Below are 16,547 nucleotides of genomic sequence, written 5' to 3'. Positions count from 1 at the left end.
CCATCTCCGAATCTCGTCGGAGCCAATGAATCATGGTCGCCGGTCGGCGGCGAGCGCCTTTTTCAACAGCCTGCTAGGCGGCATAACGCCAAGCTCTGCGCTTACGAAACGCTGTACTTGGGAAGTCCGAACACGTCGATCGAGGGCCAATCTCATTTCGAAACTCGTTACAATATCGGGGGCGCCCTCGGTGGACTTATTGCCGAGCGTGTCTCAACAGGACCAGGCTCCGCGCCAATCATCGTGTCCTCCATGCCAAATACCGGCGGGCCATACGCTGACGGTCTGTTTGCAGCTCTCGCCGCGCGAGGTGTCGTCGCCCAGCGTCGGGAGATCATCGAAACTCAGTTTTCTCAGCGAACTCTGATCGGCGTGCTTAGCGAGCGGAAGTCCAGTATTGCCCGAAAGTACCGCGCCTCGGCAAAGAACCTGGCCGAAAGCACGGTAATAATTGCCGATGAAGCCCTCATTCGCGGTGACACTAGTCGGACTGTCACAAATTTGCTCCTTGCCGCTGGCGCTAGACGTGTGCATTGGGCGATCGGCTCGCCGCCGATAGTGGCTCCAAATTACTACGGCATGGGTATCGAGACTCTAGATGAATTGGCATTCTGGCAAATATGGAAGGGATTATCGCCCGAACAGAAGAAGAAAAGCCTTAAGTTTCACAATATCGAGCCGCAAGTTCTCAAAGCCATCGAGAGCAAAATTGCGGTATCGATCAACGCAACAGATATAACCTATCTGCCCTTCTCACTTCTCGTATCCTTGTTACCGTGCGGGTATGACGGCATCGATCTTTCACCTTTTACGTTCGAGATGCCAACGCCAGCTGGGCAGAAGCGCGCAGATACAAACTTGCGCAATTTGATGGCCGATCTCCCCTATTCGGAATCGATCCCTGCTTGAGGTCAGATCATGAAACCTGCTCTCGTCTTTGACTGGAATGGCACCCTGCTCGACGATGCCGACGCGTTATTGCAAACGACTAATGCCATATTAGAACGCTTTGGCCGCGCAACGATCGATATGAACACGTTTCGGGAGCATTGCGACGTTCCACTTTCGATTCTTTATCGAAATTTGGGAATGTCGGAATCGGAAGTGGCGGCCACGGATCGCGACGGGAGTGCAATTTTTCACGACGCCTACGAACCGCTTGCGAGTAACGCCAATTTGCGCGAGGGCGCGCGCAGAATGTTGGAAATAGCACGCGAGCAAGCGGCTTCGTCTATCATAGTGAGCAACCATATCGTCGACCCGCTTCGTTCGCAATTGCAAAGGCTTGGTATCAATGAATACATTGACGAGGTGCTCGCCTTCGAAAGCCGCGCCACGCAGTACAAATCGATGACCAAAGGGGAGCGACTGCGTCTGTACATGCAGGAGAACGATTTGAAACCGCCGGCAACCTTCATCATTGGCGATATGCCCGTCGAAGCGAATATTGCACGTGATCTTGGGCTCATAAGCATAGCCATTACCGGCGGATTTGTTTCCGAGTCGCGCTTGCGGGCAGCGGAGCCGGACTACATCGTTCACAACCATCACGAGCTGTTGCCGATCTTGCAGGGGCATGGTTTTTTTCGGGATGTACAAATCAAGGTCGCCGAAAACTAATGGCGAGCCACCCCAGAGCGGAGCGAGGGAAGGGCTGCCTCTCGAAGCTGGACGCCTGTAGACCTGTGTCGCTATCAACCTCGGGAGTTTCTGGTTTATTGATAGCGGTCACGAATGGGTAACGATTTGGCCTGTCAAACTCTGCCGGCCGAACGGCGGGGGGAGTTGAGTTTGCGTCCTTAGACCATTCGGGCCGAAGACAATCCCTCTGCTCTACCGCAGGCCTTTCGCTACGGACACCCGCTCGTTGGGAAGGCGTAATTCACAAGTCGCTCCCAGATTACCCAACCTTACCCAACCTCCGTTTTGAAAAGCCGCTTGCGGCGAAAGAATGGTGGCTAGCTTTCGCGATGCTGCGGCCTTTCGGAAGAGGAGGGGCGCGTGGTTTGCGGGCCAAAGAGTCCATCGGAGGGAAACATGCCAAGGAAGCTTGCCGCTTTGCGCGGCCGTTCGGCCAAGTTTGCCAAGAAAGCTCTCATCTGCACCACGCTCTTGGCCGGAGCGGCCATTGCGTTGACCCAAGCCAAGGCAGACGACATCAACTGGCGCCAGTTCGAAGGTACGTCGATCGTCTGGGCGTACGACATCCATCCGTATGCCGACGCGGTCGCGGCCCAGTTGCCGGAATTCGAGAAGCTCACGGGCATCAAAGTGACGCCGGAGCTTTATCCGGACGATGCCTATTGGAATAAGCTGACCATCCAACTCAGCACAAAATCGCCAAGCTGGGACGTCGTGGGTACCGGGATTCAACCCGCCTGGGATCTCGCGCCGGGCGAGTTGCTCGAGCCGCTCGATCGTTATCTGAACGATCCGAAACTCACCGCGGCAACCTATGACTACAAGGATTTCTTCCCTGCACTGCGGGATGCGCTGACCTGGAAAGTGAAGGAAGGTCAGATCGAGCCGGGAAGCGGCCAGGTGTGGGCCATCCCGCATGGCTTTGAGAATATTCAGCTGTTCTACCGTAAGGACGTCCTCGACAAGTACGGCATCAAGATTCCGACGACTCCGCCACAGATGTCCGCCGCTTGCGAGAAGCTGAAGGCTGCGGACCCCGCGATTATACCGTTAGGCGTTCGTGGTGTGCGGTTTTGGAGCAGTATCCACACGGCCGCCATCTCGATTGCCAGGTCCTACGGCGTGCATGATTTTACGGTCAAGGACGGCAAGCTAGACACCGGCCTAGACTCGCCCGAGTCGGTCGAGTTCCACAAGGACTACGTGGACATGATCAAGAAGTGCGCTGCTCCGTCCTTTGCCAACGACAACTGGTACCAGGTGGTCGATGGGATCAATTCCGGACGAACGGCGATGGCGATCGATTCCAATATGTTCGGCTTCTGGAACGACGTGGCCGGCAAGCCCGCCTCGGGCAAAATCGCATTCGCGCCCCCGTTGCATGCTCCGAACAGCAAGAACTTCGAATCCAACATCTGGATCTGGTCTCTTGCAATGAACGCCGCTTCCCAGAAGAAGGGTGCAGCCTGGCTGTTCATCCAGTGGGCAACGTCAAAACAGGTCGAGCTGAACGGCGCTGTTGCCGGCAAGCTCGTCAACTCTCCGCGCGCTTCCACTTGGACCGACAAGGCCTGGCTCGAATATGCGGCAAAGCCTGAGTTCAACAACTTCGTCGACACGTTCAAGAGCGTGCAAGACAGGGCGCAACTCGCCTTTACAGCCCGCGTCGGCTTTGCCGAAGCAATGAATGCTTGGGCTGTGGCCATGCAGAAGATGGTCAATGGAGCTGACGTGAAGGCAACGCTGGCCGACCTTGCTTCCGAGATCCGCTCGTCCATGTGAAGGCGCCAAAGCGGGCGGCAGGCGCAATTGTCGCCCCTTTACATGTTAGAGATTCGTGAAATGGACATTCGAGGATTCGACGGAATCGTGACGTTGCAGTCTTCGGCCAGTCAACTTGCCTCGTCAAAGGACAAGCAGGTCAAGAGTGCCGAGGAGCCGCGTGTTGATTGGTGGAGCTTTGCCGCAATTGCTCCAGCCATCATTATACTTCTCGGCTTTTTGTTCCTGTTCTTCTACGGGGTCTTTCAGTCGCTAACGGACCTCAAGTTCGGTCGGCCGCTGGTCCACTTCGTCGGGCTCAACAATTACGCAGCGTTGATCAAGACGGAGGATTTCTGGAACAGTGTTCGTACGACAATTGTTTACGCCGGATCGGCGGTACTTGTGGAGGCGGCTTTCGGTCTCGCACTTGCCAAGCTGTTCGCAACTGAAGTCTTCCTTGCGCGGGTGATGCGGCCCGTCATCCTACTTCCGCTCGTCCTGCCGCCGATGAGCGTAGCGCTCATGTGGACGACAATGATGGACCCGCAAAACGGGATCATGAACTATTTGCTGTCGCTCGTCGGCATTGGCCGGTTTGCATGGATTTCAGATCCCGGCACAGCGATGTCCTCCCTGATCCTGATCGACGTATGGACTTATACGCCGTTCTTCGCGTTGATCATCTTTGCTGGCCTTCAAGGGATCAACGAGGAGGTGAGGGAGGCCGCTCGCGTCAATGGTGCGAAGGGTTGGGCAACCTTCCTGCATATCGAGCTGCCGCTGATTGCTCCATACATGCTGATCGCGGCAGTGTTTCGGCTGATCGAGTCCCTCAATCAGTTCGACATCATATTCGGGACAACCCAAGGCGGGCCCGGCAACAGCACCTCCGTACTTTCGGTGCGCGCCTACATTACCGCATTCCAAAATCTCGCCTTTGGGCGTGGTGCCGCCCTTATGGTCGTCAACTGGATGATCGTTCTGTTCGGAACTTTCGCCATGGTCAAGCTGTGGCGCTTTGTTCGGCAGCGCGTAAGCTGAGGAAGCAGCGCATGCGGTTCAATCGCTCGACGCCCACAAACCTGGTATTGAACATCCTCGTCGGCATTTGCGCATTGATCCTGGCCTTTCCACTTATTTGGATCGTAATGATGTCGTTGAAGCAGCAGGCCGAGGTCATGACCTGGCCGCCAAGCTTCCTGTTCTCGCCCACATTGGAAAACTTTCGCGTCCTATTTGATGTCGCGCAGGCAGGAGCGACCAGCTACGGCACTATCAAGGTCGATTTCCTCACGCCGATTACGAACAGCGTCATCATTGCGCTTGGCTCCGTCTTCATCTCTCTGCTCGTGGGAGTGCCTGCCGGCTACGTCCTGGCGAGGCGGGACATACCGCTCAAGGAAGACATTGCGTTCTTCATTCTCGGATTCCGTTTCGCCCCTGTCCTCCTGGTCGTCATCCCTCTCTTCAGCGTCTTCCAGACGATCGGATTGTATGACACCTATATCGGTATGATCTGGGTCTATCAGGTCGTCACATTACCAATGATCGTCTGGCTGAGCCGCTCTTATATCGAAGATATCCCAAAGGACATCGAGGAAGCGGCTGCCATGGATGGTGCCAAGCCCTTCCGGATCGTGCTGCACATCGTGCTGCCGCTCTTGAAACCGGGCCTGATCGGTGCCTCGCTGCTCATTTTCCTACTCGCCTGGCACAACTTTGCCCTTGGTCTGATCCTCTCCTCGACCAAGGCGCCCGTGACGGTCGCTCTTCTCAAATTGCTCAATCCGGGCGTGCAATTCTACCCTGTTATGGCGGCAGGCCTGGTCGTGACGATGATCATTCCCGTCATTCTGATCGTGATCGGCCAACGCCACCTCGAACGTGGCCTTACCTTCGGTGCTGTAAAATGAGTGCCAGGCCATTGATGTTCTTCGGAACGACCAATCTGGATCTCAGCTTCAACGTCGAACGCCTTCCAACGCCGGGCGAAAGCCTGATGGGTACGCTCACCCGCACCCCCGGAGGGAAAGGCGCCAACCAGGCTGTCGCTGCCGCTCGACTTGGCCTTCGGCCACATTTCTACACACGTCTCGGTGATGATGATGCCGGTCATTCCCTCTTGCAGTCATTGGGTGAGGCTGGCGTTCGCCCGGACGCGATCAAGATCTGTGCTGGAGAAGTCTCCGGTTCGGCCCTCGTTCTGGTCGGTGACGACGGCTCCAACATGATCGTCATAGACCCTGGCGCCAATCTGAACGTGGGGCCGGAGATGGTGGAGAGCGCGTCCGAATTAATCGAGCGCGATGCGATTGTTGTTGCCGAAATGGGTATGCCGATCGCGGCGCTCAACCAGCTCTTCGAGCTGAAACGCGATAAAGGCTTCGAGCTCATCTTTAACCCGGCGCCAGTGAGGCCAGGGCTTTCATCGGCGGCGTGGAGAAGCGTCGATTTCGTCACACCGAACCAGACGGAGGCTTTTGAACTGACGGGCATCGAGGTCGACGATTTCGACAGTGCAGCATACGCGGCTTTGCGGCTTCTTGATCTCGGGCCAAGTGCCGCGCTGATCACTCTGGGGGCGCAGGGCGCCTATTATGCCGACGCGACGCGCTCTTTTGCTCTGCAGGCTTTTCCCGTCAAGGTCGTCGACACCACGGCGGCCGGAGACGCCTTTAACGGAGCATTCGCCGCATCACTGGCCCAGCGGTTGCCTCTAAGGGAAGCCGTAAGGAAGGCGCTGGCTGTCGCCGCCCTGTGTGTGACACGGCGCGGCGCTCAAAACTCCATGCCCAATGCAGAGGCGGTTGACGAGTTTCTGAAATCCCAAACGATCTTGGAGTTGGAATGACCACACGGTTCTCAGTTTCCGATAGAACGGTCCTCGTCACCGGGGCCGGGGGCGGCATCGGCTCGGCCATTGTGAATGCATTTAGGGCGGGAGGGGCGAACGTCCTTGCCGCCGATGCTAACCTGGACAATCTCGAAGACATTTTGGCAAGCTTGCCCTATGGCAACGGCGCATTGCCGATGGCCATGGATGTCTCGCGTGAGGACGATATCGCCAGGGTTCTCGATGAGGTTGCCAGACGCTTTGGCCGACTCGATGTGCTGGTGAACAATGCCGGTATCAAATCTGCCCAGCCGCTCCTGAACGGCAATGCAGAGAAAATCGAGCGAACTATCCAGGTCAACTCGGTCGCTGTTTTGCGCTGCTCAAAACTGGCGATCGACCGCTTCATGAAAGCCAGGGGCGGCCGCATCATCAACGTCGGCTCCTCACTGTCCTCGCAGGGGGCAGTGTTCAACTACCAGGCCGGCGGCGCAGATTATTGCTTGTCGAAGGCGATCGTCCACGACGTCACCAAACTACTCGCCTATGAATGCGCGCCCCTTAAAATCAATGTGAACGCAATTGCGCCGGGAATTATCGATACGCCAATGCATGGGCGTCCGCGAGAGGAAACCGAAGCGCGCCACAGTGGCCGGATCCCCTTGGGACGGCTGGGGGTCCCGGAGGATATTGCTGGACTTGCCGTCTTCCTTGCGAGTCCGGCGGCCTCCTACATGACCGGGCAGATCGTTCACGTGAACGGCGGGATGCTGATGAATGGCTAGCAGTAGCTCTAAGATCGACTGGCCGCCTGTCGAAGGCATCATTTCGGATCTCGATGGGGTCGTTTATCGCGGGGACGCTGCGATAGCCGATGCTATCCAGGCATTTGGAAGATGGCAGGCGGCCGGATTGCCATTCTGTTTCGTGACAAACAATTCGACGCACACGCCCGAAGATGTCGTCCGCAAATTGGAGAACTTCGGACTCCAGATGGCGCCGAAAGACGTTGTCACGAGCGCCATCACCGCCGCCGAGCTCGTCCGCGCTAAATATCCTCAAACCACACGTGTCTTTGTCATCGGCGCGCCGTCCCTGGTAAAGGCTATCACGGAGGTGGGGCTCGAGGTGACAGACCGAAGGCCCGAAGCTGTGGTCATGGGGCTCGACCGCCAGATTACGCATGAGAAGCTGCGGATTGCGGTCGAGGCGATCCTGAACGGCGCGGTGTTCATCGGAACGAACCCCGATCTCCTCTTGCCGACTGCCGGCGGATTCGAGCCTGGGGCAGGAGCAACGATCACCGCTGTGGCTGCTGCTACGAAAGTTGAGCCCCTCATTGTTGGTAAGCCCGAGCCCCATATGATCGAAACCGCACTTTTGCGTCTCGGGACGGCGCGTAGCGCCACACTGATGATCGGTGACCAGATTCCGACCGATATTCAGGCAGGCAGGCGCGCGGGCCTTCCGACCGTGCTGGTCACGACCGGGGTGCCGCCCCGGGAGGATCCGACCCTGGCCCCGCCAGATTTCATCCTATCCAACCTGACGGAGATTGGGGTCGCGAGAGCGCTGGTTGAAAGGGCGGAACAGAGGAGAGCGTGATGGCCGATGTCCGTTTGGAAGGCGTCAATAAGGCTTATGGGACTATCCAGATCCTGCGCAATATAGACTTGACCATCGATCATGGCGAATTTGTCGTGTTCGTCGGACCATCGGGGTCGGGCAAGTCGACGCTGCTGCGAATGATCGGAGGGCTGGAGCGCATCAGTGGCGGGCGGCTCTTGATTGACAACGAGGTTGTCAACGACGTTGATGCGGCCGACCGTAACCTCGGCATGGTGTTTCAGAGCTATGCGCTTTATCCGCACATGACCGTGCGTGAGAATCTGGCCTTCCCTCTGCGTATGGCCAAAGTGGCGAGAGCCGGGATCGATAGCAGGGTCGCTGAGACGGCATCGCTGTTGCAAATCGATCATCTGTTGGATCGCAAGCCTCGGCAGCTCTCTGGCGGACAGCGGCAGCGCGTGGCGATTGGGCGCGCCATTGTGCGCGAACCCAAGGTGTTCCTGTTCGATGAACCTCTTTCAAACCTGGATACGGAATTGCGGGTGCAGATGCGGGTCCAGATCGCCAAGCTCCACAAGCAGCTTGGAAACACCATGATCTATGTGACGCACGACCAGGTCGAGGCCATGACCATGGCCGACAAGATCGTGGTGCTCAAGGATGGCAATATCGAGCAAGTAGACACCCCGCACGATGTCTATCACAACCCAGCATCCCGGTTTGTGGCCGGATTTATTGGCTCGCCCAAGATGAATTTTCTCGACGGCCACATCGAGGCCGCTCACGAGGCGGGCATGGACGTCAAGCTCGATGCGGGCGCCACGGTCTCCGTCCCCGTCCAACCGGATCAGTTGCTCGTAGGAAAGCCGATCACGCTCGGAATTCGTCCGGACGATTTCTCTCCATTCGCGGCGGAGAAGAGGGAAGTCGCGATTGAGCTCGACGTCGATCTCGTAGAGCATCTTGGAAGTGTCACCTACATCTACGGAAGTGCTGGCAAGGCAGCCGTGGTTGCAAAGGCGCCGAAGCCCGAGCCGCCGAATGGGGTTGGCAAGGTTCGTCTTGCGGCTTCGCCAGCGGACTGCCATCTCTTCATGACGAACGGAAAAGCACTCCGACGCTTGCATGCGCCGGCAAATTGGAGCTAGTTTTCGAAAGCCTGCCGTGCAGGAGGCGGGGCCGGTATGCACATGCGGGCGGACTACGTAAAAAGCGGCGGGATCAGGCAGTTCTTCCGAAACTCCCGTTCGTTTGTGCTTGGCGCGGCAATCGGATCGGGCATGACTGCGCGAGCGGCCGAACGTGCGGGCGCGGATTTCGTGCTTGCTCTTAATGCGGGCCGTTTTCGCGCTATGGGTGGCTCTTCGCCTGCATCAATTCTTCCAATTCGCGATACCAATGAATTCGTGGCTGGCTTCGGCCGTACCGAAATCCTGCCCTCGACAAAATTGCCGGTCTTTTTCGGGGCCTGTACCTTCAACCCGCAGCTCGATATCGACCGCTTTCTCGATCGCATCATCAGGTGGGGCTTTTCCGGAGTCACCAACTTCCCTTCCATCATCCACATTGATGACTACAGAAGGTCACTGCTTGAAAAGTCCGGACTTGGCTATGCGCGAGAAATTGCGTTCCTGGTGAAGGCCTCAGAACGCGGCCTGATGACGATTGGCTATACGCGGACCCAATCCGAAGTAAAACGAATGGTTGACGCCGGCACTGGAGCTATCTGCATCAACTTCAATCTCAACCGCGGCGTGGAAAGCGGGTCCGAGCCCCTGATCAGTCTGTCGGAGCTTGCCGCGCGAACGAGCGCTGTTGCGCGTGCGGCTCAGTCCATCGACAGAAACGTGATTTGCCTGCTTGGTGGTGGGCCAATAACCAAGCCCGACGAACTTTTGGATATCTGCCGCGAAACGGGCGTCCAAGGCTTCATCGGCGGCTCGTCGCTCGACCGCGTCCCGCTTGAAATGTCGGTCCTTGAGGTGACGTCGGGCTTTAAGACCATTCACTTACTACGGGAGAAGGTCGATCTCCTTGAGCGCCAGCTTCAATTGAGCGGGTTCAGGCACGGCGTCATCGCGCAGTCCTCAATCATGAAACGCGTGCTCGAGACTGCAAGGCGCTTGGCCAGCAATCCCAATCCCGTGCTCGTTTGGGGCGAGGCGGGGTCAGGCAAACGACGAATAGCCAGCCTCGTTCATGCCTTTAGCGATCGGAAGCACACGAAGCCGGCGCTGTTTCATTGCCGCCCCGGTCCGGCCATCGATATGGTCGGCACGCTCTTCGGCGCCGAGGGCGATGAGAACAGGAGACGCCAACTATCGCTCCTGGAAGCCGCAAGCGATTCTTCGCTCTTGCTGATGCATGTCGATCAGCTGCCGAGGGATGGGCAAGAGCGACTTGCCGACTATCTCGAGACGGGGAGCTTCACGCCGCTGAACGGCGTATCCGCTGCAAGGTCAAACGCCCGGATCATCGCAACCGCCACAGTGGCTCGTGGAGCAGGCTTGGAAAGTGTTCTATGTCCCCGCCTCCTTGCCTTCTTTGTTGGGCTCGATATAGGGCTACCCGCGCTATCAAACCGGCTGGAGGACCTTCCGCAACTCATTCAGCATTTCACGGTTGAGGCCAAGGGAGACTCGAACGCGCAAACGCTGGCAATAGAAAAGTCTGCATTCTTGGCGCTGGCGGACCATCATTGGCCCGGAAACTTGAGGGAATTGCGCCAGATCGTCAACCAACTTGTCGTTCTGAAAGACGCGCATATAAGCGCCGAGGTGCTCAAACCCTTATTGAACGCAGCGTCACCCGCTAAGCCCACATCGGCATTCTCTGAGCGCGAATGGATCATCGAAGGGTTGAAACGAAACAAGCTTCACCGCGGAAAGACAGCCAGGTCTCTCGGGCTTTCAAGAAAAACCCTGTACAATAAGATGAAGAAGCTACGGATCCTGGAGTAACCTCGCGGCGCTTAGGTTTTTTGCACTTTCCGCTTCGAGCTTGTCCCATCGAAGAGCGCGAACGTCGGGACTGTCGATTTCCGCGGCCTAAGGCTTGCCAGTTCCATCTCTTCGTCAATCGTCAGGTTGAGAGCTTCCTCCGGTAAATGGATGATGCCGTCGAGATGCGAGCCAAGTCGCCTCTCTGCCGTTGTGATCTGAGAATCGTTGCCGGCGGCGAACAAGATCTTGAATCCCAGGCTCGCAAACCATTCCATTCGCCGAAGTTCGAGCTCCTGTCCGGTGTCAACCGGCACGCCGTCGGTCGACCGCTCAAGAAGGGATGCAGGTGGGAAGTTTATCACCCCCGTCATCCCGGCTTCGTTCAACAACTCGGCAACATCCTCCCAGCACGCGAAGGGATCGATCATGACGATTGCCGCATAGACAGGAGCGTATGTCCTCCGCAGTGCGCGCAAGTCTCGAAAAAGGCAGTCGTTCCAGTCAATGACGGGCAAGGTGGCCATGACGAGCATGGAGCCTTGCGGAAGGCTTCGCAAAGACGGTGCATAGATTTCCACGGTCGCGCGTTTTGGTGCGGCCGACAGGCGGCTCGCAACTTTGCCAATAAGGGGCGCTTTCACGGCTTCTGCCCAATATTACCCGTTTGGACGTTGCACCGATCTTACACGCGGTTTCAGCCCGGTCTAGATCACCTGGTATTCAGAGCGTTCTGCGGAGTAGGATTCTATTGACTGGATGCACTGGGGCAGAGGTCCAGGATGAGAAGCTTGTTGAAGCCGTTGCTAACTTTGAACTAGCTCAATTGTGTATTGCGATGCCACTGAGGGCTCGGGGCTAAGCGCGGGGCGTGGGATCGTGCACAGCATGTTTCAGTCCGATAGCTCGTGACAGGCAATCCGCCGGAACGAAGCCTTTTCCTCATCTGCCCCAGGCCGAGATACCGCTTTCCGGCGCTGTTCTGGGAAGAGCCCAACGTAGACAAACCGGGTCAAAAGCCTGCCGCGCGCTTCGCAGCGCCAAACGTGCCCGCTGGCAGACCGGTTGTCTGCCTCCTCCCTTGACTTGAGCCGCTGTTGGAGAAGCTCCGGCAGCGGCATCTTTTTAGCCGTCCGGGAGCTTCGTTGGCAGCGCGAGCGTTACAAGGACGTCGCAGGCATCCTAGGCCCTTGCGTTTGTGGCTTTCGCCGTGCATCCCTCCTCAGACGCCCGCAGTCGATCGCCGGTGCGCTCGAGGTTTCTCAAGGGGCAGGGCGCGACGAAGGCTTCGACTAGCTGTCGCCACGGCACGAGGGGGCAACGACGACCCGTCTCATCTATCGCAGCTTGTCGAAACTCGGCACCCACAAGGAACGAGGTGCTCTCCGCGCGGCTCGCTTCTGGTCCTGCTCGTCGCAGGGCCAGAATCACGCAAAGGATCTTATCTGCCTTGGTACTTTGGTGGCCGCTTCTCAAAGAAGGCGTTCATTCCCTCCTGCTGATCATAGGTGGTGAAAGCAACCCGAATCGCTTGACGTTCGAATTCGACGCCGGCATCGAGGGGCATTTGAAAGGCGGCTAAAACTGCAGCCTTGGCAAGCTCCGCCGAACGAGGCGGCTTGTGAGCGATCATGTCCGCGATTTCGAGGGCTCGCGCATGTGCATGACCGGTTTCGACGACTTCGGCGATTAACCCCGCCTGCAACGCTGTACGAGCCGAAATAGACTGGCCGCTAAGGATCATCAGCATCGCCAGGGACTTGCCCGCCACACGCGTCAACCGTTGGGTCCCGCCGTCACCGGGCAGAACTCCGATGTTGATTTCAGGTTGCCCAAAGAGCGCGCCTTCGCCTGCGACGACGATATCGGCGAGCATCGCAAGTTCGTGACCACCTCCAAAGCACACCCCTTCTACGGCAGCAACAATCGGCTTCGGACAGTTCGTGATGTCGCGCCAATCGTTGCGCCGGACAGGATTGTTAATGGCCTCGAAGCCACGCAGCTGCATTTCCTTGATATCCGCGCCGGCAGAAAAGTACGCGTCGGTCCCGCAAAGGACGATGCAGCGGACGTCCTCATCTGAAATGGCTTCCCGCAAGGCCGACGCGAGCGCCGCGATCAGCTCATTGCTGAGTGCGTTTCGCTTCGCCGGCCTGTTCATGGCCAAGAGACGGACGTGCGCGAGCGGGGAGGTGCACAGTACAAGTTCGGATTTTGGAATCACGAAAGAAATCTCCAGAATAGCTGGGAAAAAACCCAGAACTTGACCTTAGCTTGGATAGCGTGACTTGCCCCCAGCCCCGGGGACCCAGAGCGCCTCTCGATTTCATCCATGCTCCCGAGCAATCAGGACAAGGCCGGCGTGTCCTCTCGACTACGGACGACGTAGGTGGGCATCGATCAAATTTTTTGGCGGACCTAGCCGAAAGCCTTTCTGCTTCTTGCCTCCTGGATCGCGTGCTCCGAGAAGCCAAAGGACGACAGAACCTCGTTGGTGGCCGCGCCAACAGTCGCCGGGTGAATGCGCACGGCCGGAGGGGTTCGGGAGAGTCGGACCGGCAGCCCGGCGAGCGGCACCGGTCCGCGCCCGGGCACTTCGACCTGCCACATGATGCCGTTCTGACTTGCCTGAGGATGGCTGATCGCCTCCGGGATTTCATTCACAGGTGAGCAAAGCAGGTCTACGGCTGCCAAGCGTGCGAGCACTTCCTCAGTCGTCAAGTGCGCAAAGGCGGGCTCACAATGATGTTGGATCGTGGCCAGATTTTCGATCTGCTTTTCACGCGTGGCGAGTTCGGGACGCGCACTTATGTCCGGTAGGTTGAGCGCCTGGCATAACAAACCAAGAGGATTGTCGCGAAATAGCATCACGACGGCAACCCAGCCGTCAGCAGTCCTGACGAGCATCGCCTGTCGTATCCAGTTGGTTTTCACGCCATAGATGCTCTCACTGGCGATCTCGCACAGCTGCATCGCAAGTGAAACGTCGAACAAAGACGTCGACACCATTTGTCCGCGGCCTGATTTCTGCCGCTCGATCACGGCCGCGAGGATGCCTTGGACGAGCGACATGGCCGCGCCATAATCGACAATAGGAGAGTTGGTCAGCTGCGGAGGCTGGCGCTCTTGCAGTCCGCCCCGTGCCAGGCCGCTAAACGCCTGCGCTAGCATGTCCTGACCTGGCCGATCTGCAAGAGGACCAGCTTCCCCGAAACCGAAGCCTGCGGCATAGATAAGACGAGGATTGCGCGCGCTGAGATCGCCATAACCAAGACCCAGCCGTTCCATGACGCCGGGCCGGAAATTATGCATTAACACATCGGCGCGACCGACCAGCGTCAGGAGGATCTCCAAAGCGGCGGGGTTCTTCAAATCCAGGGCGAGCGTTCTCTTGTTCCTGCCCATCGCCGCGTAATAGGCACTCATCCCGCCAAGGCGGGTGGCTTCAAAATCGAGACCGCGTGTGATGTCACCCTGCGGTCGCTCGATCTTGATGACGTCTGCGCCGAGATCCCCCAACACCTGCCCGGCAAGCGGCACCTGCATGACCATGCCGACTTCCAGGACCACCAGGCCGTGAAGGGCGCCCCCGCTGTCGGAGGCAGTAGATTGATCGATCACGTCAGGCCTTTCTCACGCTGTAGGAGAGCCCGCTCCCATTTGACTTGGCCCAAACGCTATCTCGGCCCTTAGCCTACGTCAACATTATACTATCTCAATATCAGATTGATATATCCCAATAGCGCGTTCTTGCGATGGGCACCTGAGGCGGAGGCAGCTTGATCATCGAAGTTTGGAGCGGCGATTTGCGACATTGAGCAGCTAAGCGGAAGTTAGCTGTGGCCGCCGGAGAGGGCCGGGGGCGTGCAACCGATCAGAGCGGGACGGCGCTCAGGGGCGAAAGTTTTTCGAATAACGGATGCTAGAGCCAGCTGAGCACTAGGCTCTTGGCCGGGATAAATATCGCGTTCACCGTCGCCATTGGTCGTTGTGAATCCTCTGAGACCTCTTTCAGCGTCACGGCGTCTGGGTGTTTTCGCATAAGCGAGGAGAGCGAGGAAACGAAGCCGACTAGCTGGCTGACCTTCAGGGTATTCGGCGTGGCGACGTTGAGTCTGCTCTTCGCCGTCTTTCTGATGCCGCTGACCAAGCGCTACGATGCTTCGCGTTCCGCTCAATCATCTTTGTCCAGGTCCACCGGCAACTATCGATCGAAATTTGAGGATTGATGTCCAGGCCGTGCCTCGAACAAGATTCGATTGACCGACGTGGCGAAATTGAATCGAGCGGCATGCGTTTAAACGTGATCCAGAGACCCTTCGGATCTGGATCGAACAAAGCGGCACACCGGGCCTCAGTGGCGTCTCGTTGAGAGCGCGCGAGGTAAGTCCCTTCGCACAACTCAGATGATTGACATACTTGCTTCGTTCCCGACCTCTAATGCGGCTGCGACCTGACGGAGCGCCCATTCGAGATCTTCGATGTTTTCGGGAACGCCGATCGAGATCCTCAGCCCCGAGATCAAGGAGGGCTCAACCAGGAGAGCCGAAGGAGGCGTTGTAATAACGCCGCGCTGCAATGAACGGGCTGCCACCTGCTGTGCAGTGTCGCTTGGCAGGTCCAGCCAGACATGAAAGCTTGCCGGGTGGTCTGGACGTATGTGCGGCCTGAGTATTTGGGAGGCGAGCTTCACGCGCTTCTTCGCCTCCTGGACCAGAGACTGCTTCACACGGGCGGCCGTTCCGGTCCGGATCCATTCCGACACAATGAAGGACGAGATTGGCGAGGCCATCCAGCAGGTTGCGCGCATCGCTTGATGAATCTGCGCAAGGTACGGCTCGGGTACGACGAGCATGCCGATACGCAAACCCGGGGCCAAGCACTTCGATAGGGTGTTGACATAGAAGGTTCGCTCCGGCGCCAACGAGGCGAGTGGCTCGCTCGCCTCGTCAAGAAACCCATAGGCGTCATCTTCAATGATCAGGATGTCGCGCTTCCGTGCGATCCGCACGATCTCGCGGCGGCGCGCCGCACTCATGATCCTCGCCGTCGGGCTCTGTATGGTGGGAATGGCGAAAAGCACCCGCGCTGTCCCGCTAGCGGCCGCTTTGTCGAAAGGCCCGGGAAGCAATCCTTCACCGTCCATCGGCAGTCCAATAAGCTCGAGCTTTGCGAAATGCGCGAACGACTTCATACCATGATAGGTGCCGGCTTCGACAAAGACTTTGTCCCCCGGCTGGCAGATCGAACTGAGTGTCAGCGATATCCCGTGCTGCGCTCCGTTGGTAATGACAAGGTTGTTCGGATTGGCATCGAAACCTGTTTCGCGAAATAGGTTGGCGAGTTGCTCCCGGTGTTCTGAAACGCCCGAGTGGGACAGGTATCCCACGTAATCGGAAATATCGGCCGTCGGGAACGTTGATGAGCTCTCGGCGAGCACCTTGGGCAGTAATGATGGGCCCGGAATGTTGAGGCTTAGATCAACGACCTTCCCTCCAGCCGCAGAGCTTGGGCGCTGTGATGCGACAAACGTCCCCCGACCAACGTGTCCGACAAGCAGCCCTCGCCGCTGACCCTCCGCATAGGCCTTGATCACCGTGCCGACACTGAGGCCAATATCTTCAGCCAAATCACGCTGGGTCGGTAGCCTCGTTCCGGCGGCAAGAACTCCTGCTGCGATGTCCCGCTCGACAGCTTCGAGTAGCCGGAGAAAGAGGGGAGCGTTGCCCGCCCGCAGGTGAGGATGCCATTTTTGCATTTTAATTGCTTATCTCAAAATGCCCATAGATCGCTATGCCAAT

Annotated in this window: 15 protein-coding genes; 10 read left to right on the top strand and 5 right to left on the bottom strand. The window is 57.8% G+C overall.

Features of this window, described 5'->3' with window-relative positions:
• The 10 genes from SO140_RS33305 to SO140_RS33260 form a co-directional block, all read left to right on the top strand.
• A partial coding sequence (locus SO140_RS33305; RefSeq protein WP_498543642.1) for an amidophosphoribosyltransferase occupies positions 1–909 on the top strand: 909 nt, incomplete at its 5' end.
• Between the two features lie 9 nt (positions 910–918).
• Entirely contained in the window at positions 919–1,620 is a 702-nt protein-coding gene (locus SO140_RS33300) for an HAD family hydrolase (protein ID WP_498543641.1), read from the top strand.
• Positions 1,621–2,058: 438 nt separating this feature from the next.
• Positions 2,059–3,423, top strand: coding sequence for an ABC transporter substrate-binding protein (locus SO140_RS33295; RefSeq protein WP_498543640.1), 1,365 nt, complete (start codon positions 2,059–2,061; stop codon positions 3,421–3,423).
• Positions 3,424–3,483: 60 nt separating this feature from the next.
• Entirely contained in the window at positions 3,484–4,446 is a 963-nt protein-coding gene (locus tag SO140_RS33290; RefSeq protein ID WP_498543639.1) for a carbohydrate ABC transporter permease, read from the top strand.
• A gap of 11 nt (positions 4,447–4,457) precedes the next feature.
• Entirely contained in the window at positions 4,458–5,318 is an 861-nt protein-coding gene (locus tag SO140_RS33285; protein ID WP_449379866.1) for a carbohydrate ABC transporter permease, read from the top strand.
• Positions 5,315–6,256 carry a ribokinase gene (locus SO140_RS33280; protein WP_498543638.1) on the top strand — a complete coding sequence of 314 codons (942 nt, stop codon included), beginning with the start codon at positions 5,315–5,317 and terminating at the stop codon, positions 6,254–6,256. The genes SO140_RS33285 and SO140_RS33280 overlap by 4 nt, the downstream gene beginning before the upstream one ends.
• The gene (locus SO140_RS33275; RefSeq protein ID WP_449379864.1) at positions 6,253–7,023 is read left to right on the top strand and encodes an SDR family NAD(P)-dependent oxidoreductase; all 771 of its coding nucleotides are present in this window, start codon (positions 6,253–6,255) and stop codon (positions 7,021–7,023) included. The genes SO140_RS33280 and SO140_RS33275 overlap by 4 nt, the downstream gene beginning before the upstream one ends.
• The gene (locus tag SO140_RS33270; protein ID WP_498543637.1) at positions 7,016–7,843 is read left to right on the top strand and encodes an HAD-IIA family hydrolase; all 828 of its coding nucleotides are present in this window, start codon (positions 7,016–7,018) and stop codon (positions 7,841–7,843) included. Before SO140_RS33275 ends, SO140_RS33270 begins: the two co-directional genes overlap by 8 nt.
• Positions 7,843–8,955: an ABC transporter ATP-binding protein gene (locus SO140_RS33265; RefSeq protein WP_498543636.1), complete on the top strand. Its 1,113-nt coding sequence runs from the start codon at positions 7,843–7,845 to the stop codon at positions 8,953–8,955. Before SO140_RS33270 ends, SO140_RS33265 begins: the two co-directional genes overlap by 1 nt.
• A 36-nt stretch (positions 8,956–8,991) precedes the next feature.
• Positions 8,992–10,767 carry a phosphoenolpyruvate hydrolase family protein gene (locus SO140_RS33260; protein ID WP_498543635.1) on the top strand — a complete coding sequence of 592 codons (1,776 nt, stop codon included), beginning with the start codon at positions 8,992–8,994 and terminating at the stop codon, positions 10,765–10,767.
• Positions 10,768–10,778: 11 nt separating this feature from the next.
• Here SO140_RS33260 and SO140_RS33255 read toward each other — a convergent pair whose 3' ends face one another.
• The 5 genes from SO140_RS33255 to SO140_RS33235 form a co-directional block, all read right to left on the bottom strand.
• Complete coding sequence (locus SO140_RS33255; protein ID WP_498543634.1) at positions 10,779–11,390, bottom strand: hypothetical protein; 612 nt, start codon at positions 11,388–11,390, stop codon at positions 10,779–10,781.
• Positions 11,391–12,187: 797 nt separating this feature from the next.
• Entirely contained in the window at positions 12,188–12,970 is a 783-nt protein-coding gene (locus SO140_RS33250; protein ID WP_498543633.1) for an enoyl-CoA hydratase-related protein, read from the bottom strand.
• A gap of 194 nt (positions 12,971–13,164) precedes the next feature.
• A complete protein-coding gene (locus tag SO140_RS33245) occupies positions 13,165–14,367 on the bottom strand; it encodes a CaiB/BaiF CoA transferase family protein (RefSeq protein ID WP_498540400.1) in 1,203 nt (400 codons plus the stop codon).
• 301 nt (positions 14,368–14,668) lie between these two features.
• On the bottom strand, positions 14,669–14,896 hold the full coding sequence (locus SO140_RS33240) for a hypothetical protein (protein ID WP_498543632.1): 228 nt from the start codon (positions 14,894–14,896) through the stop codon (positions 14,669–14,671).
• Positions 14,897–15,148: 252 nt separating this feature from the next.
• Complete coding sequence (locus SO140_RS33235; protein WP_449379857.1) at positions 15,149–16,504, bottom strand: aminotransferase-like domain-containing protein; 1,356 nt, start codon at positions 16,502–16,504, stop codon at positions 15,149–15,151.
• Positions 16,505–16,547 lie beyond the last annotated feature (43 nt).

This window comes from Bradyrhizobium sp. UFLA05-108 (genome assembly GCF_059803455.1).
Note: the sequence above shows the minus strand (reverse complement) of the source record. Positions and strands in the feature narration are given on the sequence as shown.